The organism is Bifidobacterium sp., from assembly GCF_051876855.1.
GTDB lineage: Bacteria > Actinomycetota > Actinomycetes > Actinomycetales > Bifidobacteriaceae > Bifidobacterium.
In genome coordinates this window covers 1-23,050 of the sequence record NZ_JBJEIH010000112.1, presented here as the reverse complement: position 1 = coordinate 23,050, position 23,050 = coordinate 1, and the positions used below count along the sequence as shown (strand labels likewise).

Here is a 23,050-nt window from a genome sequence, read left to right as displayed (position 1 = left end):
TAAAGCGCGACCTTGCCAAGGTCGAGAGCGCGGGTTCGAGTCCCGTTGTCCGCTCTAAGGTCCGATGAGTTGACGACCTTACGGTGGGTTAGCCAAGCGGTTAGGCAGCGGCCTGCAAAGCCGTATAGACGAGTTCGACTCTCGTACCCACCTCTGGCGAGGAAGGCGCAAGTCTTCCAAACCAAGACACAACCTGGGCGGTTGGCGCAGAGGTAGCGCACTTCCCTGACACGGAAGGGGTCACAAGTTCGAATCTTGTATCGCCCACGAGTCCGGAGGAATCCGGCTTTCTTCACCAATCGGGTGATTGGCGCAGCGGCTAGCGCACTTCCTTCACACGGAAGGGGTCGCAGGTTCGATTCCTGCATCACCCACATCATCAGGAACGTCACGCAAAGCGTGGCGTTTTTTGTTTTTCCGACGTGGTTGTCCCAAGCAACGTATGCAGATGATTCGAAAATGGGGGTTATAGGCCAAAATGTGTGTCCAGCAGCGCACCAATGCATGGAACACAGCTGTCATCTACCAACTGGTTACGCCAGGACCATCGTCAGCGTCGTCAGTTTGTGAAGTGATTGCCCAGACGCGTGTCCGGTGGTGGGGAGTACGACAGTCTGAATCATCGTTCCGGTAATTGTGTACGTCCTGTATGCCGTGGCATGCGCTACTGAACAGATATCGCCGGAGAGTATCTGCGCTGCACCGTGTCCCGCGCCTTGCGCATGCCTGGACATACGCAAAGTGACATTTCGGCCCTCAGACAGGTTGGAAGGTCTCCTATCTTGCGTGCGACGTATGCCGTGGCATGCGCGGCACGGCATATCCGAACCCGCTCATGCGCCTAGCATCGCAACAAATCAGTTCGGGTTTCGTACGCTCCATGCCTGACTGGCCCGAAACCGCAGGCCAGAAGATCAAAAACCGCGACACGCCCGACAGAACAACCCTTCACACCCGATTCCAGACACACAGATTGGGCAATACTTGGCGGACATTCGCGGTCTTCATGCCGCAGCGTCGAGCAATGTCGTGTCCCGCATTTACCGTAAACGAGGTAACACACAGTCCAGGCCTGCACCTTAGTACCGCGGGCCCCGATAGCAAAGGACACCTCATGGCAGAACAAACCATCTCCATAACAGTCAACGGCGAAGTGAAGGAGGTGGATGCAAGCCAGACCGGCGTCGATCTCTTCAGCGACAACAAAGACATCATCGCCGTGCGTCTCAACGGCGAACCCCGTGACCTGTACACCCCGCTCCACGACGGCGACACGGTTGAGCCGATCGCCCTCGATTCCGAGGACGGCCTGGCCATTATGCGGCACTCCGCCACCCATGTCATGGCGCAGGCCGTACAGGAGATTCGTCCTGATGCCAAGCTCGGCATCGGCCCTGTCATCAAGGATGGCTTCTACTACGATTTCGATGTCAAGGATCCGTTCACTCCGGAGGATCTCAAGGAAATCGAAAAGCGCATGCAGCGCATCATCAAGTCCTCCCAGTCCTTCCGCCGTCGCGTGGTCAGCGAGGAAGAAGCTCGCGCCGAAGAAGCTGGACAGCCCTACAAGCTTGAACTGATCGGCGCCAAGGAAGCCGAAATCGACGAAGCTGCGTCCACCGAGGTCTCCGGCAAGGGCGAGCTGACGATGTACGACAATGTCGACCGTGAAGGCAATGTGGTATGGAAGGATCTGTGCCGCGGACCTCACCTGCCGAACACGCGCTACATCAAGGCGTTCAAGCTGGAACGCACCGCAGCCGCATATTGGCGCGGTGATGAGAAGAACCCGATGCTCCAGCGCATCTATGGCACCGCGTGGGCGAGCAAGGAAGACCTGAAGGCCTATATGTCCCGCATGGAAGAGGCGGCCAAGCGCGATCACCGCAAGCTCGGGCAGGAAATGGATCTGTTCTCCTTCCCGGAGGAGATTGGACCTGGTCTCGCTGTATTCCATCCGAAGGGCGCCGCGGTCATCAACGCGATGGAGGATTACTCTCGCGAAATGCATCGCAAGGCCCATTACAGCTTTGTGCAGACCCCGCATATCACCAAGGGCGGCCTGTATGAGACCTCTGGGCATCTGCATTGGTACAAGGACAATATGTATCCGCCGATGCGCGTTGACGAGGAACGCGATGCGGACGGCAACGTCACCAAGCAGGGCTTCGATTACTACCTCAAGCCGATGAACTGCCCGATGCACAACCTGATCTTCAAGTCGCGCCAGCGTTCATACCGCGAACTGCCGCTGCGTCTGTTCGAATTCGGCACGGTGTACCGCTACGAGAAGTCCGGCGTGGTGCACGGCCTGACGCGAGTCCGCGGTCTGACCCAAGATGATTCGCACATCTACTGCACGCGCGAGCAGATGAAGCCCGAGCTTCGCCGCCTGCTCACCTTCGTGCTCAAGGTGCTCAAGGACTTTGGCCTCAACGACTTCTATCTGGAACTGTCGACCAAGGACCCCCACAAGTTCGTCGGCTCCGACGAGATTTGGGAGGAAGCGACCAATACACTCGCCGAGGTCGCCAAGGAATCCGGACTTGAACTCGTCGACGACCCGGCCGGTGCCGCGTTCTACGGCCCGAAGATTTCCGTCCAGGCGCGCGATGCCATCGGCCGTACCTGGCAGGTGTCCACCATCCAGCTTGACTTCAACCTGCCTGAGCGCTTCGGCCTTGAATACATCGCAGCCGACGGCACCCATCAGCGCCCGGTGATGATTCACCGTGCCCTGTTTGGCTCTATCGAGCGTTTCTTCGCCATCCTGCTCGAGCATTATGCCGGCGCCTTCCCGGTGTGGCTTGCCCCGGTGCAGGTCACGGGAATCCCGGTCGCCGACGAGTTCGCCCCGCATCTGCAGGCGTTCATCGACGATCTCGAGGAGAACCTCGTGCGCTGCGAAATGGACAACTCGGATGATCGTTTCGGCAAGAAGATCCGCAACGCGTCCAAGTCGAAGGTTCCGTTCACGCTGATTGCCGGCGAAGATGACGTCAAGAAGAACGCTGTCAGCTTCAGGTTCCGTGACGGCAGCCAGCTCAATGGCGTGCCGGTGGACCAGGCGAAGGCGTGGATCCTCGAAGTCATCAAGAAGCGTGTCCAGGTGAACAACGCCGACGATTTCGCGGCTGCGACCAAGTGACCCGTACGGCATTGCGCTGAACGGGTGCGGGCGGCACTGGAGATTCCGGTGCCGCCCGATTCGCCTGCCGATAATCGACAAGAAAGGTATTGAAGACAATGCTGGAACATTGCCGGGGACTGTGGAAGAAACTGACCGAACCCATCGCCCGTGTCTGCGTGCGTATGCATATGAGCGCCAATGGCATCACCATCACCGGGTCTATTCTGTCCATAGCGTTGTCCATCGCGATTGGCATCACCGGTTTGATCATACCGCTCGTGTTTTTCCTCGCGATTGTCGTGCTGTTTGATTCCCTTGACGGTTCCGTCGCAATGCTGACCACCGGGGGAACGAAATTCGGTGCTTTCCTTGATTCGACGCTTGACAGGATTGCCGATTGGGCGGTTCTCATCGGCTGCATCCTGATCTTCTATCTGCATAGCGACTGGTGGATGCAAGGCGCGGCATCCGGTGAGGACGTCATCTCGCATGTCGGCATCGGCTGTGCGCTCGTTTCCATCATGACCTCATTTGTCACCTCCTATGCCCGCGCCCGTGCGGAATCCGTGGGGTATGAGGCGAAAAACGGCATCGCGACACGGGCTGACCGCCTGTTCATCATCTTGGTCGGCATGTTCGTGACCGGATTGACCCATAACGGGCTGTGGCTCGCCATCGCGATGGCGCTGTTGGCTGTGCTTGGCCTGATCACGGTGTTCCAGAGGATTTTCGAAGTGCGTCGCCAGATGAAGGCCGATGAACGGGATTCCGGCATCGGCGCCACAGAGCGGTAACACTGGCCATGCTCGACAGGGTCCTTATCTTCATCGCCAAGCACGCCGGCATGCTGCCTGAGCGGCTGGTCAGGGGGCTGTTCCTGTTCGCCGCCGATATCGCCTGGCTGACGCGCGCCGGCGGCGTTAAGCAGTTGGAACGCAACCTGTCGCACGTATTGCATGACCGCAATCGTCCGGAACATGACGGTATGTGGGAGGCGATTCGGAGCAAACTGCGTCTGCGGCATGTCTCCCACCAGGCGATGCGGTCCTATTTCACCTATTTTTCCGAAGCTATGACGGTCGGCGGCAGAAGCGATGAGTGTCTCAGTGCCCGTGTACGCGGGGCCGGCCCCGGGTGCGAGCTGATCATCGAATCCACGCGTGTGAAAGCTGGTTCGGCGCCCATCGCCATGGGACATCAGGGCAATTGGGATTACGCCGGGTATTGGGCATATCGTGATGTCGCCCCGGTGACCACGGTCGCCGAACGGCTGAAGAATGAAGAACTGCTCAGGACCTTCGTCGACATCAGACGGTCCCTGGGTATTTCAATCCTGCTCACCGGCCAGCCCGGCCTGATCAGCAAACTGGAGGAAGCACTGGACAAGCCGCATGTGGTGGTGCCCTTACTCGCCGACCGTGATCTGAGCCGTCACGGCGAATTCGTCCACGCCTTCGACTCAATGATCCGTGTGGCGCGAGGACCGGCGACCTTGGCCTATGACACCGGTCTGCCACTGTACGTCGTGAATATGTATCGTGAACGCCTGCATGGGCAAAGGCGCAGGAAGGCCCGCACCCCATACGGGTATGTCTGCCACGTCAGCGCCCCGATAGATGTCACCCGCTATGCCGGGCTTCCCCGCGAACAGGCGATTCACGATATCAGCCAGGCATGGGTGGACGTCTGGTCGCAGGGAATCGCGCAGCACCCGCAGGATTGGCATATGCTGCAGCCGATTTTCATTGAGGATTTTGACTTCTCGCGGCTCAAGGACGTGCCGGACGAAGTACGTGCATTGATTGAACATCGTCGCCGCGGCATGTGACCGTTTCACCGGCGTTCGCAGGCGGTGTAGGCTATGACTATTGCCTTCTGACGGAAGAAAGGACATGATGTCGAACGCAGATTTTCGCGACGATACAGACTGTGATGTGCACGATCAGCCCGATCCGCTGCATGGCCGGAAACTACGCGTCGGCATCATATCGCCATATTCGTTCGAAACGCCGGGCGGCGTGCAGTTCCATATCCGTGATTTCGCGAAGGAGCTGATTGCACGAGGCCACGAGGTCGAGGTCCTTGCGCCCGGCCGACGTACTAACGATATGCCGTTGTGGGTGCAGACTGTCGGCACATCCTTTGCGATTCCCTATAACGGTTCGGTGTCGCGGCTGAGCTATTTCGGATTCGTGGGAGCCCAGGTGCGTCGTTGGGTCAGGCAGGGGCATTTCGACATCGTGCATCTTCACGAGCCAGAGGCGCCGTCCCTGAGTCATAAGCCTTTGACCATGGTGCATCATCCGCCGTTGGTCGGAACCTTCCATGCCGCGTTCAATGATTATCCGTTCGCACTGCGTTTCTTCCAGGGCTATCTCAACCGGTATCTGCGGCCGTTGGCCCACGCCATCTGTGTCAGCGACGCATCCCGAACCGTCGCGCAACGGTATTTGCCGCAGGATATGCCTGTATCGGTGATTCCCAATGGCATCTCCACCCGCCAGTTCTCCCTTGCGACGCCCATACCGTCTTGGCAGGGCGACGACACCAGTCCCACCATCGGGTTTCTCGGCAGAATGGGGGAGGAGCGCAAAGGCTTCGCGGTGTTCTGCCGTGCGGCTGCGCGGATTCTTGACCAATACCCCGAGGCGCGTTTCCTGTGTGCCGGTGACGGCGAGCGCGAAGGCAAATCTATTGTCAGCACTATCGACCCGTCCGGGCGTCTGATGGATCATATGGAATTCCTCGGCCGAATCAGCGATGACGACAAAGCGCGGTTCTACCGCTCGCTCAGCGTCTATGTGGCGCCGCAGACCGGCGGTGAAAGTTTCGGCATCGTGCTTGCCGAGGCGATGGCGGCGGGATGCCCCGTCGTGGCTTCCGATCTTCCCGCATTCGTGGCTGTCGCGGATGAAGGCCGTGCGGCCGCGTTGTTCGGCAACGGCGATGATCGTGATTGCGCTGCCGTGGTCTGTTCGTTGATTGCTGACCGTCCAAGCCGTGAGTCTCTTGGGCGAGCCGGCCAGAACCGCGCATTGCAGTATGACTGGAGCAGTGTCGTGGACCGGGTGCTCGGCGTGTACGCCGAGGTCTTGTCTTGAAAGCGCTTTACAATCGGTGTGTTTATCGTACCCGTATCTGCTAGGAGCATTATGTCAGGGCATTCCAAGTGGGCGACCACCAAGCATAAGAAGGCCGCCATTGACGCCAAGCGCGGCAAGCTGTTCGCGAAGCTGATCAAGAACATCGAGATTGCAGCCCGTCTGGGCGGCGGCGACCCCGACGGCAACCCGACGCTGTATGATGCGATTGTCAAGGCCAAGAAGGCATCTATGCCTGCCGACAACATCAAGCGCGCCGTCAAGCGCGGTTCTGGTGAGGAAGACGGTGCCGCCAACTACGAGGACATCGTGTACGAGGGGTATGCGCCTGCCGGCGTCGGTCTCATCATCGAATGCCTGACCGATAACCGCAACCGTGCCGCGGCTGAAGTGCGTTCCACGCTGACCAAGGGCAACGGTTCGCTTGCCACGTCCGGTGCCGTGAGCTTCAACTTCGAGCGCAAGGGCCAGATTGAGGTGCCGTCCGAGGGCCTGGATTACGACAAGCTCTTCGAAATCGCCGCCGAAGCCGGTGCCGAGGACGTGTCCGACGACGGTGACGTGTTCAGCGTGATCACCGATCCCGCCGATCTCATCACGGTTCGCAAGGGTCTTCAGGAGGCGGGCATCGACTACGATTCCGCCGACCTGGTCATGATCCCGAAGAACGAGATTGAGCTCAGCCTCGACGACGCCCGTAAGGTGTCCAAGCTGATCGACAACCTCGACGACCTCGACGATGTGCAGAACATCTACAGCAACTGGACCGCATCCGACGAAGTGATGGCCCAATTGGAGGAAGAGGAGTGATCTGTTGATCATCCTTGGCGTTGATCCCGGCCTGACTCGGTGCGGGGTCGGCGTGGTGGAAGCCGGCGCATCACGCCGGCTTTCTTTTATCCACGTCGATGTGATCCGCACCAGTCCTGACACTTCACAGGATTTGAGACTGCTTTCGATTTACAACGGGCTGGTCGACAAAATCGAACGCTTCGTCCCCGACACGGTGTCCATTGAACGCGTGTTCGCACAAGCCAATCGCAACACCGTGCTCGGAACTGCGCAGGCGGCGGGGATGGCCATGCTCGCCGCCGCGCAACGGGGAATACCCGTCGCCCTGCACACCCCGACCGAAGTCAAGCTCGCCATCACCGGAAACGGCAAAGCGGACAAGCTCCAAGTCGAACGCATGGTTATGCGGATCTTGAACTTGTCCGAGATGCCCACCCCACCTGACGCGGCTGACGCGTTGGCGCAAGCGATGTGCCATGCGTTGAGGCCGGCAGGAGCGTTGCAGGGCGGCGAACGCGAGCAGCATCTGACCGCCGCGCAACGACAGTGGGCGGTCGCGGCACAGCGGGCGAAGCGTCGTCGCGGAGTCGACCGCGGCATGTAAGCTATCGAACAGATGTTCGATTGATGGTCACACAGTCTGAAGGAGGCAATATGATCGCCATGCTTCATGGGCAGGTCGCAGCGGTCGACCAGTCCGGGGTCGTGCTTGATGTCAGCGGTGTGGGCTTTGACGTCCGTATGCCGCAGACTGATCTCGCCTCATTGCACTCAGGGCAATCCGCTACCGTGTACACCTCCATGGCGGTCACCCAGGATGCCATCACGTTGTATGGATTCCTGTCGCCCGCTGAGAAAAAGATGTTCCTCCAGCTGCAAAAAGTGAGCGGCATCGGCCCAAAGGTCGCACTTTCGTTGCTATCCACCTTGCCTCCTGACCGTCTTGCCAGGGCGGTTGCCGACGGCGACGCCACCGCGTTGGCCAAAGCGCCGGGACTCGGCAAGAAGGGGGCGCAGAAAATCATCTTGGAGCTCAAAGGCTCGCTTGATCTGTCCCAGGTCGATGGCGTATCGGCCCCAGCCCAGTCTCCGGTGGACACGGGTGCCCAACAAGTCGTTGAAGGGCTTATTTCGCTTGGATGGCGGCAACAGGATGCCTTGGACGCCGTCGAACGCGCATGCCGCGACCATGATATTGAAACTCCGATAGGCGAGAAGGACGTGCCTCGTGTGCTCAAGCTAGCGCTGACCGAACTCGACCGCGGGCGATAATGCATGAGAAGGGCACAGGTGAGATATGCGACAATCTGAAGAGACGACGGTGAACAATGATGGCGCCAGGGAGGAATCCCTGCGTATGGTCTCCTCACAGCCGTTGGACAGCGAGCCGGTGAGTGACGAGGAGCTGCGTCCCCATGTCCTTGAAGGGTTCATCGGGCAGCCGCGGCTCAAAGCACAATTGCAGCTGTTCCTTGACGCAGCCCGCAAACGTGAGGTTCCTCCGGACCATATCCTGTTGGCGGGGCCTCCAGGGCTGGGCAAAACCACACTCGCCATGATCGTGGCCAATGAACTCGGCGTGCCCATCAGGGTGACTTCGGGGCCTGCCATCCAGCATGCGGGGGATCTCGCATCCATTCTCAGTTCGTTGGACGCCGGAGAAGTGCTGTTCATTGACGAGATCCATCGTCTGCCTCGGCCGGCAGAGGAGCTGCTGTACATCGCCATGGAGGATTTCCGTGTCGATGTCATGGTCGGCAAGGGTCCGGGGGCGTCATCCATCCCGTTGACTTTGCCGCGCTTCACGGTGATCGGCGCCACCACGAGGGAAGGCATGCTGCCTTCGCCGCTCCGGGCACGTTTCGGTTTTACCGCGCATCTGGATTTCTACCCGCATGAGGAGTTGGAGAAACTCATCGAGCGGTCCGCTTCGGTGCTAGGCGTGGACTTGGAAGAAGGCGCGGCGCATCAGCTGTCCCTGAGATCCAGAGGTACACCGCGTATCGCGAACCGGCTGCTGCGCCGCGTGCGAGACTGGGCGATCGTCCATGATTTGGACAGTGTGGACGTCGATGCGGTCACGCAGGCGCTGGCTCTGTACCAGATTGATTCCGAAGGATTGGACAGACTCGATATCGCCGTATTGCAGGCCATTTGCCGTAATTTCAACGGCGGGCCCGTTGGATTGAACAATCTGTCGGCGATGGTTGGCGAGGAATCGGAAACCGTGGAGACGGTATGCGAACCGTACCTTGTCCGCGAGGGGTTCCTCGTACGCACCCCGAAAGGCCGTGTCGCAACGGCTAAGGCCTGGAAGCATCTCGGCCTTGAACCCAAAGATGATGTCAACAAGCTATTCTAAGGTTAGATATTTGGATAGCACCCCGCTAGCACGTCAGGAGTCCCATGTCTCAGAATCTCGATCCGAATATGGTTATGATCGTCATCCTCATCCTGTTCATCGTCATGATGTGGATGAGTTCACGGCGTATGAAAAAGCAGCAGAAGCAGCAGCAGGAGGAATTGCGCGAGGCCATGGTCCCGGGCACTCTGGTCATGCTTCGTGGCGGCATCATCGCCACGATTGTATCCGTGGACGAGAAGTACGAAGAAATCGTCGTGGATTCCGAAGGCTCCCGCCTGCGCTTAAAGCTCAACGCCGTCGCCGGAAAGTACGTGCGTCCGGCGTTCATCGATGACGACGAGACCGACGACGACGCGCAGCAGGAAGAGGCCGGTAGTGAGGAAGCCGAGGGTGCGTCTCCATCGTCTGAGGCCCCGGAGCTTTCCGACGCTGGGCAAGCCGCCGAGCAGGAAGCGCCATCGGCGGATGATGCCGCTGATACAGCCGCACCGGCTGAAGCGGGCGAAGACGATACCGAAGACAACGCATCCGACAACGAAGCCAAATAACCTCTCCTAGTCGGTTTCCGTCTCGATTTGCAGCCCGGCGAATCCGGCAACACAGCAACCAGAAAGATCAGGTCCCATCGATGGCATCCGATATCCATATCAGACAACTGGAATTAGTAGGCAGGGAAAGGGCCGAATATATGACCTCCCTGTTCCGTTCAGTGCTTGGATTCCCCAAGGAAGGCATCAACTTCCGTGATTTCATGCCTGTCCTCGAGGATGCGAAAGGTCTGCAGATTCTTTTGGAAGGCTTGGAAAAGGCCCTGCCGGTTCCTGCTGATTCCTTTGACTCTGTAGCAGGACTGGAAGCCAGGGGCTTTCTGTTCGGTCCGGCGCTTGCCGCCCGACTTGGTAAGGGGTTCATCGCGGTGCGCAAGGCAGGGAAGTTGCCGCCGCCCGTCATCGGCGAGGATTACACCTTGGAATACGGGCAAGCCCGGGTGGAAGTGGAATCCGATGCGGTCAGCTCGGGAGAACGCGTACTGATCGTTGACGATCTCATCGCAACGGGCGGCACGGCGAAGGCGGCCGCGGATTTGATTCGCAAATGCGGTGGCACCATCGCCGGTTTCAGCTTTGTGATGCAGCTTGAAGGGCTTGACGGTATCGACAGTCTCGGTCCATACCCGACGAGCACACTGGTGTCCATGCCGGCGTGAGCGGATGAAGAGAGGCAGAAATGGATTTATACGAGTATCAGGCTCGCCAACTGCTTGACGAGCAGGGGATTGCCACCCCAAACGGAATCTACGCGTCGAATGCCGAAGAGGTCGCCCAGGCTGCGGATACCATCGGATATCCGTGTGTCATCAAGGCACAGGTGAAAATCGGCCATCGCGGTCAAGCAGGCGGCGTCAAAATCGCGCATACACGTGATGAAGCCGTCGCCGCGGCAAATGCCATCTTCCCCATGGTCATCCATGGCCATCAGGTTCGTGGTGTATTGGTCGCCGAAGCCAAGAACATCATCCACGAATACTACGTCTCGATTTCCGTGGACCGCACTTCGCGCGATTTCGATGTGCTCGCGACCGCGAACGGCGGTACCGAAGTCGAGGAGATTGCCAAAGCCCATCCTGAATCGGTCAAGCGCCTGCACATCAACGCGTTGGACACTTTCGACCTCGACGCGGCGACTGAGATGGCGCGCAACATCGGCTTCTACCATGCGGACGTCGACCAGGCTGCGCGCATCCTGCTTAACATGTGGCAGTGCTTCAAGGCCAACGACGCCACGCTCGTGGAAATCAACCCGCTCGCCAAAATCGGCGACCCGCAAGATGAATCGAGCAAATCGCTGTGCGCGCTCGATGCCAAAATCTCACTCGACGACAATGCATCGTATCGGCATGACGGCTGGAAGCGTTTTGAAGGCGCCGCGCAGCTCGACCCATACGAGCGCAAGGCGAAGGAACTCGGACTGCACTATGTACATCTGACCGGCCAGGTCGGCGTCATCGGCAATGGCGCAGGACTCGTCATGAGCTCGCTCGACGCGGTCTCAGGAGCCGGCGAGGAACAGGGCACCGGCATCAAGCCTGCGAACTTCCTCGACATCGGCGGCGGCGCCTCAGCCGAAGTCATGCGGAATAGCTTGGAGATTGTGCTGTCTGACCCGCAAGTGCGTTCTGTCTTCGTGAACGTCTACGGCGGCATCACCTCGTGTGAGCAAGTCGCCGCCGGCATTCTCGGCGCATTGCAGGCCATCGAGACGGTCAAGCCGATCGTCGTGCGATTCGACGGCAACGCTGCACAGGAAGGTCTGCGAATGCTCGCCGATGCCAATGACCCGAACCTGCATGTCTACGACACCATGGAGGAAGCAGCGCAACAGGCCGCACGCATCGCTGCCGCATCGTCCAGCAAGGAGGCCACGAAATGACGTTGTTCGTTGAAGATGGTGCCCCGGTCATCGTCCAGGGCATGACGGGCCATCAGGGCATGACCCATACGGCAAGAATGCTCAAGGCGGGGACGAATATCGTCGGTGGTGTCAATCCGCGCAAGGCCGGCACGACCGTCACCTACCCGAAGGCCCGCGAAGGCCAGGACGCGGTCATCCCCGTATATGCGACATGCAGCGAAGCGATCAAAGCCACCGGAGCCAAGGCCAGTGTCATCTTCGTACCTCCGCGCTTCGCCAAGGACGCTGTCGTCGAAGCGATTCAAGCCGGTATTGGCACGATCGTCGTCATCACGGAGGGCATTCCCGTTGCCGATTCCGCATACTTCGTCGAACTTGCCTTGCGTAAGGGCGTACGTATCATCGGACCGAACTGCCCGGGCCTCATCACGTTGCCGGCGACTGAAGGCGCCCACGGCGTCAACCTTGGCATCATCCCCGATGGCATCGTCCACCGCGGTCCGCTTGGCCTCGTGTCGAAATCCGGTACGCTCACTTACCAGCTCATGGGCGAGCTCTCCGACATTGGTTTCACCGCGTGCGTGGGCGTGGGAGGCGACCCCATCGTCGGCACGACACTCCAGGAGGCGCTGGAACAGTTTGAAGCCGATGACGCAACCAAGGGCGTCGTCATGATTGGCGAGATCGGCGGCAGCGCCGAACAGGATGCCGCTGCATGGGCCAGCAAGCACATGACCAAGCCTGTCGTCGCCTATATTGCAGGCTTCACTGCTCCTGAAGGCAAGCAGATGGGGCATGCCGGTGCCATTGTCTCCGGTGGGAAAGGCACCGCGCAAGATAAGAAGATCGCGCTGGAAGCCGTCGGGATTCCTGTCGGCAAGACACCGCGTCAGACCGCTGACCTCATGCGCAAGGCATTGCAATCCATCGCCGCATGAAAGAACGGTGCGTCTCATTCGTCAAGGGGGTCGTCTTCGCGGCGGCCTCCATGGCGTTATATGTGCTTGCGCTCTGGTTGCTGATTTCCCTGTTGCTGCTGGTCGTATCCATGGAGGAGGGAACCAGCGGCCTGACCGATTACGCCTTCTCACTGACACAGAGCATGATTCTGCTCAGCCAAGGGATCGGATTCCAAACCAGTGCAATCACCCTGAGCGTGATTCCTCTGACACTGACGCTGTTGATGGTGTGGCTACTCGCATCCATCTCACGGAGACGCCATCTGTCATGGGCAGCATACTTTGGCGGGCTCATCACATGGATGTCCCTCAATATGGCATTCACCTTCCACATTTCCGTAGGCCTGCTCGACAATATCGGTATCGTGGCGGCGAAAACCGGCCTCGTGTTCACTGTGGCGTTCGCACTTGGGGCGTTCCCGGTGAGCCAAACGTGGCAACGCATCAAGGCGTTCATCAGCCAGCATGTGTCCCGGGAACTCAGGCGAGCGCTGTCGCTCGGCGTGGCACTGGGCTTGACGCTGCTGGGCATATACGTTCTGGTGGCGTGCATTGATGTGGTGGTCTGGATCGTCTACGGCGCCGATGCCGTATCCAAAATCTTCGAACTTGATGCGATGGGTGTCGGCTCCCGCATCATGACCTCGGTATGTTCACTGGCCTGGTTGCCTAATCTGTGCATCTGGTCCTTGTCTTGGATGTTCGGGTCTGGATTCCGCATAGGGGAGCTTGCTCATTTCACGATGTGGATTGGGCAGTCCACGGACCTGCCGGGCGTGCCGCTGTTCGGCATTTTCCCGCAAGCAATCGGCAATGACGGGTTGCGCTCGTTCCTCTTGTCGCTTCCGCTGATCGTATCTATCGTCTGTGCCCTCGCATTCATGTTGTCGCCGACCGGTTTCGCCATCAGGACGCCCCGTGCGGGAGACGACCGTGCCACAGTGGTGCGTGACATCATCATGTTCGCCTATCCGCTTGGCTCATTCTGCATTTCGGGGGCGCTCGTTGCTTTGGGGTCGTCATGCATGTTCGCCTTGTCCAACGGTGCGCTGGGGGCGCATCGGCTCGCGCATGTCGGCGTTGACGTCGTGGCTTCGACACGTGCCGTAGGACATCCGACCATAGTCGGATTATTCGCCACATGGGCGGCGGTCATCGTTGCCGATGCGGCATGGTATGGATTACGCTTGTGTTGGTCGCATCTGCGCCCGGCCAAGAACAGTCCGTCAACCGGGAATACGGCTGACAGACAACCGCGGGGTGTCGCCAGCACACCTATCGTCGCAGATCATGCGACAACAACCACCAAGGAGGAACAGGATGGCATCAACGAACAGGCCGATTAAACGAGCCCTCGTATCCGTATTCCACAAGGAAGGCATCGACGTGCTTGCGAAGGCGTTCATCGCCGCCGGCACTGAAGTCGTCTCCACCGGTTCGACCGCCAAGCGTCTCGCCGAACTTGGTGTCAACGTGACCGAGGTCAGCGAAGTCACCGGCTTCCCGGAAAGCCTTGATGGCCGTGTCAAGACCCTCGATCCTCACATTCATGCGGGCATCCTCGCCGATATGACCAACCCCGAGCATGTCAAGCAGCTGCAGACGCTGGGCATCAAGCCTTTCGACCTGGTGGTGGTCAACCTGTATCCGTTCGCGGACACCGTCCGTTCCGGTGCGAATGAGGCGGACACCATCGAGAAAATCGATATCGGCGGCCCGTCCATGGTTCGCGCCGCGGCGAAGAACAGCGCCACAGTCGCCATCATCACTGATCCCGCCGACTATGCGCTGGTGGCCAAGCGCATCGAAGACGGTCGCGGGTTCAGCCTTGAGGAACGTCGCTGGCTTGCTGCCAAGGCTTTCGCCCATACAGCCGCCTATGACGCGACCATCAACGAGTGGACGTCCAAGCAATGGCCGAAGCCGCAAAGCATCACCGCCGACCAGCCTGCGGCCGATGACGACATTCCCAATGAGGACACCGTGTTCCCGAAGGCGTACACCCGTACGTGGGATCGCTCTCATCTGCTGCGGTACGGTGAGAACCCGCACCAGCAGGCCGCCCTGTACTTGGATCCGCTGAACCAGAACGGGTTCGCGCATGCCGAACAGCTCGGCGGCAAGCCCATGAGCTACAACAATTACGTTGACGCCGATGCCGCTTGGCGTGCCGTGTGGGATTTCGCCCCGAGCATCGCCGTCGCCGTCGTCAAGCACAACAATCCTTGCGGTCTTGCACTAGGCAAGACCGTCGCCGAAGCCCATAAAAAGGCGCATGCTTGCGACCCGATGAGCGCTTACGGCGGTGTCATCGCCGCGAACACCACAGTGACGCTTGAAATGGCCCAGAACGTGCGGCCGATTTTCACCGAGGTCATCGTCGCCCCCGACTATGAGCCGGAAGCTCTTGAGCTGCTCAAGACCAAGAAGAAGAATCTTCGCATCCTGAAAGTCGCCGAGCCTCCTCGCACCAAGCAGCAGTACCGTCAGATCGACGGGGGACTACTCGTGCAGACCACTGATCTGATCAACGCCCCCGGCGACAGCCCGGATGCGTGGAAGCTTGTCTCCGGCGATCCCGCGGATGCCGATACGCTGCGCGACCTCGAGTTCGCTTGGCGCGCCATTCGTTGCGTGAAGTCGAACGCCATTCTCATCGCCCATGATCAGGCGACTGTCGGCATCGGCATGGGACAGGTCAACCGCGTGGATTCCTGCCATCTCGCCGTCGAACGCGCCAATACGCTGGCTGATGGTGCCGACCGTACCACTGGCTCGGTTGCCGCTTCCGATGCGTTCTTCCCGTTCGCCGATGGCGCGGAATACCTCATCAACGCCGGTGTTAAGGCGATTGTGCAGCCCGGCGGATCCATTCGCGATGAGGAAGTCTTCGAGGCGGCTCGTAAAGCCGGCATCACCATGTATGTCACGGGAACCCGTCACTTCTTCCACTGATTCGCGGTTTCCGGCGTAACGGTCGGTTTCAGGCGGTGTCTGGTCTTCGGGCCGGGCACCGCCTTTTGCATGGGTGCGGCTTCCTGATATGCGTTCCTGATGTGCGATAGCCTCCATTGGTCGCGGTTCCGCGGTCGATGCTGTGCGGTGTTGTCTGTCCCAACTGATGATTACTGGTGCTGCCAATCGGCCGTACCGTGCCGCCATAATCCTCAGCGATTTTGGTGCCACGTCGAAACGGACAGGTATTCTTCCCTGTGACGTGTCAAGATATCGGCAATAGGACGCACCGCACACCGATCGTCGGCGTGCCTATGTCCCCAACCGCCACGAGGAGGCCATCATGCCGCAAGAGCATCCGTATGTGTCTGAAGCCAAAGAAGGCAAACCGGTGTGCGAATGGATTGTGGCGCTGTTGGTATGTGTCAGCGGCGTCCTTGCCGCCTTCGGATATACGACGGCCGCCACAGCGGTGCTCGCTGCGACGGCCATCGTCTTGGGAACAATGCGCATCATCCTGCGTGAACGCAGCCCATGGAAGGTCCGGTCCGTGGCATTCGACGCGTCTATGTCCCTGTGTTTTGGTGTCGGAGTTTCACTGCTCGATCTGAGCATCCGCGTCATGCTCTGACACCGCGGAAGCTTCCTGACCTGCCTGATCGGCGGGCTCGGCAGCGGTTTCTGCTTCGTCGCCACTGAGGGCGAGCGCATCGGTATCCGCGGCGTTCTGCTGCGCGGCGGTGTCATCTGCAAGCTGCTGCTTGGCGTTGGCATTGTCACGCAGCAACTGCGCGCCGATCATGACCATCGCGACAATTGCCGCAGCAAGAATCGGGCAAATCCAGAAGACCCACAGCTGCTGCAGCGGGTTCTGGGACAGGCCGGCGTTGCGCGCGAACAGGGCGATGCCGGTGGAACGTGCGGGGTTCATGCCGGCTCCGGTGACCGGGTAGGTCATCGCGGCGCCCAGACCGTAGGCGAAACCGATGGCCGCAGCGTGCGAAACCGCCGTGGTCTCCTTGTTCATGGTCGCCACAGCGGCGGCAATCACCACAATGCTTGCGATGATTTCGACCACGACAGCCAGGGTGATGTCAAAGGAGGCGCTCACGCTGCTCAGCGTGGATGCGGAGACGGAGCCATTGCCGAAGCCGTTGACGGCGTCGGTCAGCCAGATTTTCGCGGTCAGTGTTTCGGTCGTCGGCAGGATGCGCACGATCAGTGCACCGGCAGCGATACCGCCCAGCACCTGGGCGATGATGTAGAGGATGCCGTCAAGCACCTTGGTCTTGCCGGTCAGTATTGCAGCGAGGGTGATCGCCGGGTTCAGCTGTCCGCCGGACACCTTTGAGAACACCAGTGTCACCGCGGCATACGCGATGCCGGTGGCCAAGGCAATGAACGCCATATTGATGCCGAACAGGGCAGTTCCGAAGGTCGTGAAGCTGTAAATCGCGAAGAACACGATGAAGCTTCCCGCCAGTTCAGCGCCCACGCGTACCGCAAGTGGTTCCTTCGTGCATGATGCCGCGTCACTGGCGCGCTGCGATCCCGTATCAGTCATTGATTGTTCTTTCTCTAGGGGAATAGCGGACAAGGCTCCGGCCTGAAGCGTGGCCATATCCGCCGGACGTGTGACATTCTACCAGCAGGGACGCTTTTCTGTGCCTTACGCTACAATATTTATGTCGTGTGTCTCGCGGTTCATGCCATGGCGAGTACCGTTGCGAGGACCATCACGACACCAGATATCTATCCATGACGGCTCCGATGGCGCCGTCCGGCCACGTTGGGAGAACGATGCCAAACGCATATTCTCGTGCATTGAAAGCACATGACAATAATCAAGAAGGCATTCGCCTGCAGAAAATCCTCGCACAAGCCGGTTTCGGTTCGAGGCGCAAGTGCGAGCAGATCATCCTCGACGGTCGTGTCGAGGTTGACGGCGAATTGGTCACCGAGCTCGGTACCCGTGCCGATCCGAGCAAGCAGGAGATCCGTGTCGACGGCTCCCGCGTCCGCCTGAACCCCAATCACATCACGCTTGCGCTCAATAAGCCGCGCAAGGTGCTCAGCACCATGGACGACCCCAAGGGGCGTTATACCTTGCGGGACATCGTCGGTGACAAGTATGAGCGCATCTTCCATATGGGACGCCTCGATTATGACTCGGAAGGCCTCATTCTCATGACGAATGACGGTGAACTCAGCCAGCATGTCATGCATCCCAAATACGAGGTGGAGAAAACCTACATCGCCACCCTTGAGGGCAGGATCAGCGGCAATGTATGTCGGCGTCTTGTCTCCCAAGGAGTGCAGCTGGACGACGGCTGGATCCGCCTCGACCATTGCGCCATCATCGACGCGAATCATGACACGACCTTGGTGAAGGTCGTACTGCATTCGGGCAAGAACCGGATCGTCCGTCGTATTTTCGATGCGGTCGGGTTCCCCGTCAAGCGCCTGGTGCGCACACAGATCGGCCCGATCAAGCTCGGCGATCTCAAATCAGGTTCGTACCGCGTGTTGTCCCAGACCGAGGTTCGTTCACTTTCCAAGGAGGTCGGACTGTGATCCGTGTCGCCATTGACGGCCCCGCCGGTGTCGGAAAATCATCCACGGCGAAGGAACTGGCCAGACATTTTGGTTTCGCGTACCTTGATACCGGAGCCATGTATCGCGCATGCGCATGGTGGTGCCTGCATCAGGGCATCGATCTTGACGCCCCGCAGGTCGATGAGCAGCAGATTACCGAGACCGTGGGGGAGTTCTTCACCGAAGACCATTTCGATATCTCGGTAGACCCCGACCGTCCGATTGTGCTCGCCGATGGTGAGGACATCAGCGAGGACATCAGATCTTCCGAGGTGTCCACCCATGTGTCGCGGGTGTCGGGCATCATCCCCGTCCGCCACGTGCTCATTGCGGCGCAGCGCGCGTATATCGCTCGTGAAGCGTCTGGGGATTCCTTCTCACAAGGGCGTGGAATTGTCGCTGAAGGCCGTGACATCACAACCGTCGTGGCCCCCGATGCCGAAGTACGAGTGTTGCTGACCGCCCGCGAGGAAGTGCGTCAGGCACGCCGGAGCGGGCAATCCGCGCAGGGCGTGGGAGCGGAAGATGTCGCAAAACGCGATCGCATGGACTCGAAGGTCACCAGTTTCCTGACCGCAGCCGATGGTGTCGTGACCTTGGATAACTCGGATCTGACCTTCGAGCAGACCTTGGACCAGCTCATTGCTTTGGTTGATCAAGCGATTGAGGAGCAGCAGTACCAGGAGTACGCCGCGAATCTCGAAGGATACGAGCTTGACGAGGAAGACCGTGAACTCATCGCGGGCGAGGACGAAGGCGACGTCGATGCCGGTTCAGGCAAGCAGGTCGGTGTCATCGCGGTGGTCGGACGGCCGAATGTCGGAAAATCCACGTTGGTGAACCGTATTCTCGGTCGCCGCGCGGCCGTCGTTGAGGACACCCCGGGGGTCACCCGCGACCGCGTCAGCTACGACGCCGAATGGGCGGGTACCGATTTCAAACTCGTCGACACTGGTGGCTGGGAAGCCGACGTTGAAGGCATCGCCTCGGCGATCGCGTCCCAAGCGCAGGTGGCGGTAAGGCTCGCCGACGCCGTGATTTTCGTTGTGGACGGGCAGATTGGCATGACCGACACCGATGAGCGAATCGTCAACATGCTGCGCGCGGCCGGCAAGCCGGTGACGCTCGCGGTCAACAAGGTCGACGATGCGCAAAGCGAGTATCTCACCGCGGAATTCTGGAAGCTTGGCCTCGGAGAGCCCTATGGCATCTCAGCCATGCATGGCAGGGGAGTCGGCGAGCTGCTCGACGCCGCGTTGGACTCTCTGAAGTCCGCGGACCGGACCTCGGGATTCCTGACGCCGTCGCATCTGCGTCGTGTCGCGCTCGTCGGACGGCCGAACGTTGGCAAATCATCGTTGCTCAACCAACTCGCCCACGAGGAACGTTCGGTCGTCAATGATCTTGCCGGCACCACCAGGGATCCGGTCGATGAGATCATCTCGATGGATGGCCAGGACTGGCTGTTCATCGACACCGCCGGTATCAAGCGTCGCCAGCATAAGCTGTCCGGCGCGGAATACTATTCCTCGCTGCGCACCCAAGCGGCTATTGAGCGTGCGGAACTTGCGTTGGTGTTGTTCGACGCGTCCCAGCCGATCGCCGATCAGGACCTGAAAGTCATGAGCCAGGCGGTTGACGCCGGCCGAGCCATCGTCCTGGTGTTCAACAAGTGGGATTTGATGGACGAATTCTCCCGCCAGCGGCTGGAGCGTCTGTGGACAACCGAGTTCAACCGGGTGACGTGGGCTGAACGCGTCAATCTCTCGGCGAAGACCGGGTGGCATACGAACCGCCTGTCTCGTGCTATGCAAACGGCCCTCGAATCATGGGACAAGCGCATACCCACAGGCAAGCTCAACGCGTTCCTTGGGCGGATTCAGGCGGCACATCCCCACCCGCTGCGAGGCGGTAAGCAGCCGAGAATCCTCTTCGCGACACAGGCTTCGACACGGCCGCCACGGTTCGTGATTTTCGCGACCGGATTCCTCGAACACGGCTATCGGCGGTATCTGGAGCGTCAGCTGCGCGAAGAATTCGGATTCGAAGGTTCGCCGGTCCAGATTTCCGTCAAGGTCCGTGAAAAGCGACGGAAGTAGGTACCTACCGGAATCGGAAGGGCACGCCACGCCGGGTTGCGTAGACAGGACTGCTGTGGTAAGTTAGCTCTTCGGCGCGTCAAGCGTCGATCGGGCCGTAGCGCAGTTTGGTAGCGCACTTGACTGGGGGTCAAGGGGTCGCGGGTTCAAATCCCGCCGGCCCGACCGGAAAGCCGCGGGATTGCAACGATCCCGCGGCTTCTGTTTTCCACCCGGAGGGCGAACGTGCGACAAACGTGCGACATGGACAGCACGTCGGACAGCGGGACGGGTCACATATCCACGTCCGAATTGGTATTTTGAATCCGGCGCATGCCGTACTCACAATCCAATGCGCCCGGTGTCCCTGCGTCGTGTTGCCCAATGCGGTGTTGTGTGACATACTCGTACGTGCAATAGTTGCAGACGGCGCTTACAGGCGGTCAAGACTTCATGGTTGAAGACCGGGTGCAGAGCTGTCTTTGGGGGTTTGCTCATGACACATCGCCATACGACTGTTGGATTCATCCACGAATCCTTCACTCGTACTGGGGTTGCAATGCGCGGACGCCGCCTCGATGGGGGTTACACTTATGAGCAGTCATGGAAGAAAGGGTTACGGCATGACGGCAAACGAACACGCTGAACGTTGCGCACAAGTGATGCGCGATCATGGTATGAGCGAGATGGCCATCGCACAGTTCAGCCATCTGTATGACGTGTGGGCAGAAGGCTCCGAGACGACATGGATTCGTGAAGACGATGTCGAGCCCTTGTGTGGCGTCCCCAGCTTCCACGATATCTACCAGACCATCGACCATGACAAGGCTGTGGAGGCGTTCGGCAAGACGGCCTTCATCAAGCTCAATGGCGGTTTGGGAACCTCGATGGGCTTGTCTTGCGCGAAATCACTGCTGCCTGTGCGTCGCCACAAGGCTCGTCAGATGCGCTTCCTCGACATCATCATCGGCCAGGTGCTGACCGCACGTGAGCGGCTTGGCGTGCCGCTGCCGTTGACGTTTATGAATTCCTTCCGCACCTCGGCCGATACCCTGCGTGTCCTCGAGGCCACCCCGCGGTTCCATCAGGATGATGTCCCGGTTGAGATTGTCCAGCATCGTGAACCGAAGATCGATATCGCCACCGGCGAACCGGTTCAGTATCCCCAGCGCCCCGAATTGGAATGGTGCCCTCCGGGGCACGGCGACCTGTTCTCCACGCTGTGGGAATCGGGATTGCTCGACACCCTGTGGGATAAAGGATTGCGTTATCTGTTCATTTCGAATTCAGACAATCTCGGAGCGCGCCCCTCGCGCACCTTGGCGCAATATTTCGAAAACACCGGTGCTCCGTTCATGGCCGAGGTCGCGGTTCGTACGGAGGCCGACCGCAAGGGTGGACACCTGGTGCGCAACCGCCAAACGGGACGTCTGATGCTCCGCGAGATGAGCCAGGTGCATCCTGACGACCGCGCCCACGCGCAGAATATCGGCAGGCATCCGTACTTCAACACGAACAGCATCTGGATTCGCATCGATGCCTTGCGTGACCTGCTCGCCAGCCACCATGGAGTGCTACCGCTGCCGGTCATCATCAACAAGAAGACGGTCGATCCCACCGATCCCGCAAGCACGCCGGTGGTTCAGTTGGAAACCGCGATGGGCGCCGCCATCTCCCTGTTCGACGACGCGATTTGCGTTCAGGTGGACAGGATGCGGTTCCTCCCCGTGAAAACCACCGACGATCTGTTCATTATGCGGTCGGATAGATTCCACCTTACGGACCAATTCGAGATGGAAGATGGCAATTACATTTTCCCCAACGTCGAGCTTGATTCGCGCTACTACAAGAACATCGATGACTTCAACGAGCGCTTCCCGTACAACTTGCCTTCTTTGGCCGCCGCCAACTCGGTTCGCATCGAGGGGGATTGGACATTCGGACAGAACGTGTCGTTCTATGGAGATGCGGTCTTGCGCGACCAAGGACGGCCCAGCTACGTGCCGAACGGTGAGTTCGTTGGCCCCCAAGGCATCGAGCCTGACGAGTGGTTGTCGTGATTATACCGCATGCAAGAAATATCTCTTTTTTCGAGAAATGGCCCACAGGAACACAAAAAGCCTCTAATATAGAGGAAAGGTGCTTTCCAGCACAGATACTCGAAAACTGTAACGATACGTGAGGACTAATGGCAGAGGGTAGCAACGGGAGACGGCGTTTTTCCGACAAATGGGGCAAGCACGAGCTTGATGTCTTGGCCGTATTGTCATCAGCCTTCCCCCAATGGCTCACTTCACGCCAGATCGCGCAACGCGTGAAGGCGTATGCGGACTCTTACGGGGAATTGGCCGATCAAGCGGCGAAGGCGGCTTTCGCCAAACAGTTCCAGCGTGATCGCGCCAAACTTGCTGCGATGGGCATTGCCATTGAATCGCGGCAACCGGAATATTCGTCGAAATCCGAAGGTCAGGATTTCGCCTCATACCGTTTGCAACTCGGCGATGAGCCTCGTGTCCGCCTACATTTCGAGCCGGAGGATCTGCCTGTACTTGCGGCGGCGAATTACCTTGCGCGCTCCATGTCGATTTCGTCGAGCGCTTCCAGCCAGCCGGTCCAGCATACTTCTCGGACCGCGCCACGCGTCCCCCAGACACCGGTGCCCG

General features: G+C 59.4%; 19 protein-coding genes, 4 tRNA genes and 1 pseudogene. 23 read left to right on the top strand and 1 reads right to left on the bottom strand.

The genetic code is table 11. The features are described 5' to 3' along the window. The first annotated feature begins 82 nt into the window (after positions 1-82). From ACI38B_RS07325 to ACI38B_RS07240, 18 genes are all read left to right on the top strand, one after another. Positions 83-153, top strand: a tRNA-Cys gene (locus tag ACI38B_RS07325). Positions 154-195: 42 nt separating this feature from the next. After that, a tRNA-Val gene (locus tag ACI38B_RS07320) sits at positions 196-267 on the top strand. Positions 268-301: 34 nt separating this feature from the next. Beyond that, a tRNA-Val gene (locus ACI38B_RS07315) sits at positions 302-374 on the top strand. Between the two features lie 740 nt (positions 375-1,114). Beyond that, the gene (thrS, locus tag ACI38B_RS07310; RefSeq protein ID WP_439730162.1) at positions 1,115-3,148 is read left to right on the top strand and encodes a threonine--tRNA ligase; all 2,034 of its coding nucleotides are present in this window, start codon (positions 1,115-1,117) and stop codon (positions 3,146-3,148) included. A gap of 98 nt (positions 3,149-3,246) precedes the next feature. Continuing rightward, positions 3,247-3,924 (top strand): CDP-alcohol phosphatidyltransferase family protein, encoded by a 678-nt coding sequence (locus ACI38B_RS07305; protein WP_439730161.1) that lies wholly within the window; start codon positions 3,247-3,249, stop codon positions 3,922-3,924. 8 nt (positions 3,925-3,932) lie between these two features. After that, entirely contained in the window at positions 3,933-4,958 is a 1,026-nt protein-coding gene (locus ACI38B_RS07300) for a phosphatidylinositol mannoside acyltransferase (protein WP_439730160.1), read from the top strand. A gap of 67 nt (positions 4,959-5,025) precedes the next feature. After that, the gene (locus ACI38B_RS07295) at positions 5,026-6,231 is read left to right on the top strand and encodes a glycosyltransferase family 4 protein (protein ID WP_439730163.1); all 1,206 of its coding nucleotides are present in this window, start codon (positions 5,026-5,028) and stop codon (positions 6,229-6,231) included. Positions 6,232-6,282: 51 nt separating this feature from the next. Continuing rightward, complete coding sequence (locus ACI38B_RS07290; protein ID WP_015450581.1) at positions 6,283-7,041, top strand: YebC/PmpR family DNA-binding transcriptional regulator; 759 nt, start codon at positions 6,283-6,285, stop codon at positions 7,039-7,041. A gap of 4 nt (positions 7,042-7,045) precedes the next feature. Beyond that, positions 7,046-7,627: a crossover junction endodeoxyribonuclease RuvC gene (gene ruvC, locus ACI38B_RS07285; protein WP_015450580.1), complete on the top strand. Its 582-nt coding sequence runs from the start codon at positions 7,046-7,048 to the stop codon at positions 7,625-7,627. Positions 7,628-7,677: 50 nt separating this feature from the next. Next, the gene (gene ruvA / locus ACI38B_RS07280; protein WP_439730159.1) at positions 7,678-8,295 is read left to right on the top strand and encodes a Holliday junction branch migration protein RuvA; all 618 of its coding nucleotides are present in this window, start codon (positions 7,678-7,680) and stop codon (positions 8,293-8,295) included. Positions 8,296-8,320: 25 nt separating this feature from the next. Continuing rightward, complete coding sequence (gene ruvB, locus ACI38B_RS07275) at positions 8,321-9,385, top strand: Holliday junction branch migration DNA helicase RuvB (protein WP_439730158.1); 1,065 nt, start codon at positions 8,321-8,323, stop codon at positions 9,383-9,385. A 44-nt stretch (positions 9,386-9,429) separates the two neighbouring features. Further along, positions 9,430-9,936, top strand: a complete 507-nt coding sequence (locus tag ACI38B_RS07270) for a preprotein translocase subunit YajC (RefSeq protein ID WP_439730157.1) — start codon at positions 9,430-9,432, stop codon at positions 9,934-9,936. Positions 9,937-10,016: 80 nt separating this feature from the next. After that, the gene (locus ACI38B_RS07265) at positions 10,017-10,595 is read left to right on the top strand and encodes an adenine phosphoribosyltransferase (RefSeq protein WP_439730156.1); all 579 of its coding nucleotides are present in this window, start codon (positions 10,017-10,019) and stop codon (positions 10,593-10,595) included. A gap of 20 nt (positions 10,596-10,615) precedes the next feature. Beyond that, complete coding sequence (sucC, locus tag ACI38B_RS07260) at positions 10,616-11,818, top strand: ADP-forming succinate--CoA ligase subunit beta (RefSeq protein WP_439730155.1); 1,203 nt, start codon at positions 10,616-10,618, stop codon at positions 11,816-11,818. Continuing rightward, complete coding sequence (sucD, locus tag ACI38B_RS07255) at positions 11,815-12,738, top strand: succinate--CoA ligase subunit alpha (protein ID WP_439730154.1); 924 nt, start codon at positions 11,815-11,817, stop codon at positions 12,736-12,738. The genes sucC and sucD overlap by 4 nt, the downstream gene beginning before the upstream one ends. Next, positions 12,735-14,105, top strand: a complete 1,371-nt coding sequence (locus ACI38B_RS07250; RefSeq protein ID WP_439730153.1) for a cell division protein PerM — start codon at positions 12,735-12,737, stop codon at positions 14,103-14,105. The genes sucD and ACI38B_RS07250 overlap by 4 nt, the downstream gene beginning before the upstream one ends. Further along, positions 14,080-15,714: a bifunctional phosphoribosylaminoimidazolecarboxamide formyltransferase/IMP cyclohydrolase gene (gene purH / locus ACI38B_RS07245; RefSeq protein WP_439730152.1), complete on the top strand. Its 1,635-nt coding sequence runs from the start codon at positions 14,080-14,082 to the stop codon at positions 15,712-15,714. The genes ACI38B_RS07250 and purH overlap by 26 nt, the downstream gene beginning before the upstream one ends. Before the next feature lie 343 nt (positions 15,715-16,057). After that, positions 16,058-16,345, top strand: a complete 288-nt coding sequence (locus ACI38B_RS07240; RefSeq protein ID WP_439730151.1) for a DUF3017 domain-containing protein — start codon at positions 16,058-16,060, stop codon at positions 16,343-16,345. Here the strand turns inward: ACI38B_RS07240 and ACI38B_RS07235 are convergent. After that, positions 16,310-17,278 (bottom strand): MIP/aquaporin family protein, encoded by a 969-nt coding sequence (locus ACI38B_RS07235; protein WP_439730150.1) that lies wholly within the window; start codon positions 17,276-17,278, stop codon positions 16,310-16,312. The genes ACI38B_RS07240 and ACI38B_RS07235 overlap by 36 nt on opposite strands. 236 nt (positions 17,279-17,514) lie before the next feature. Between ACI38B_RS07235 and ACI38B_RS07230 the strand changes: the two genes are divergently transcribed. The 5 genes and pseudogenes from ACI38B_RS07230 to ACI38B_RS07210 form a co-directional block, all read left to right on the top strand. Then, positions 17,515-18,288: a pseudouridine synthase gene (locus tag ACI38B_RS07230; RefSeq protein WP_439730149.1), complete on the top strand. Its 774-nt coding sequence runs from the start codon at positions 17,515-17,517 to the stop codon at positions 18,286-18,288. Beyond that, positions 18,285-20,408 carry a bifunctional cytidylate kinase/GTPase Der gene (gene der, locus ACI38B_RS07225; RefSeq protein WP_439730148.1) on the top strand — a complete coding sequence of 708 codons (2,124 nt, stop codon included), beginning with the start codon at positions 18,285-18,287 and terminating at the stop codon, positions 20,406-20,408. Before ACI38B_RS07230 ends, der begins: the two co-directional genes overlap by 4 nt. 91 nt (positions 20,409-20,499) lie before the next feature. Further along, positions 20,500-20,573 (top strand) — tRNA-Pro (locus ACI38B_RS07220). A gap of 437 nt (positions 20,574-21,010) precedes the next feature. Further along, positions 21,011-22,447, top strand: a complete 1,437-nt coding sequence (locus tag ACI38B_RS07215) for a UTP--glucose-1-phosphate uridylyltransferase (protein ID WP_439730147.1) — start codon at positions 21,011-21,013, stop codon at positions 22,445-22,447. A 128-nt stretch (positions 22,448-22,575) separates the two neighbouring features. Then, positions 22,576-23,050 (top strand): annotated as a pseudogene (locus tag ACI38B_RS07210) (helix-turn-helix transcriptional regulator); the annotation flags it as partial.

Coding starts and splice junctions, on each gene's coding strand:
- thrS (WP_439730162.1), top strand. CDS start 1,115: ATGGCAGAACAAACCATCTCCATAACAGTCAACGGCGAAGTGAAGGAG.
- ACI38B_RS07305 (WP_439730161.1), top strand. CDS start 3,247: ATGCTGGAACATTGCCGGGGACTGTGGAAGAAACTGACCGAACCCATC.
- ACI38B_RS07300 (WP_439730160.1), top strand. CDS start 3,933: ATGCTCGACAGGGTCCTTATCTTCATCGCCAAGCACGCCGGCATGCTG.
- ACI38B_RS07295 (WP_439730163.1), top strand. CDS start 5,026: ATGTCGAACGCAGATTTTCGCGACGATACAGACTGTGATGTGCACGAT.
- ACI38B_RS07290 (WP_015450581.1), top strand. CDS start 6,283: ATGTCAGGGCATTCCAAGTGGGCGACCACCAAGCATAAGAAGGCCGCC.
- ruvA (WP_439730159.1), top strand. CDS start 7,678: ATGATCGCCATGCTTCATGGGCAGGTCGCAGCGGTCGACCAGTCCGGG.
- ruvB (WP_439730158.1), top strand. CDS start 8,321: ATGCGACAATCTGAAGAGACGACGGTGAACAATGATGGCGCCAGGGAG.
- ACI38B_RS07270 (WP_439730157.1), top strand. CDS start 9,430: ATGTCTCAGAATCTCGATCCGAATATGGTTATGATCGTCATCCTCATC.
- ACI38B_RS07265 (WP_439730156.1), top strand. CDS start 10,017: ATGGCATCCGATATCCATATCAGACAACTGGAATTAGTAGGCAGGGAA.
- sucC (WP_439730155.1), top strand. CDS start 10,616: ATGGATTTATACGAGTATCAGGCTCGCCAACTGCTTGACGAGCAGGGG.
- sucD (WP_439730154.1), top strand. CDS start 11,815: ATGACGTTGTTCGTTGAAGATGGTGCCCCGGTCATCGTCCAGGGCATG.
- ACI38B_RS07250 (WP_439730153.1), top strand. CDS start 12,735: ATGAAAGAACGGTGCGTCTCATTCGTCAAGGGGGTCGTCTTCGCGGCG.
- purH (WP_439730152.1), top strand. CDS start 14,080: ATGGCATCAACGAACAGGCCGATTAAACGAGCCCTCGTATCCGTATTC.
- ACI38B_RS07240 (WP_439730151.1), top strand. CDS start 16,058: ATGCCGCAAGAGCATCCGTATGTGTCTGAAGCCAAAGAAGGCAAACCG.
- ACI38B_RS07235 (WP_439730150.1), bottom strand. CDS start 17,278: ATGACTGATACGGGATCGCAGCGCGCCAGTGACGCGGCATCATGCACG.
- ACI38B_RS07230 (WP_439730149.1), top strand. CDS start 17,515: ATGCCAAACGCATATTCTCGTGCATTGAAAGCACATGACAATAATCAA.
- ACI38B_RS07215 (WP_439730147.1), top strand. CDS start 21,011: ATGACGGCAAACGAACACGCTGAACGTTGCGCACAAGTGATGCGCGAT.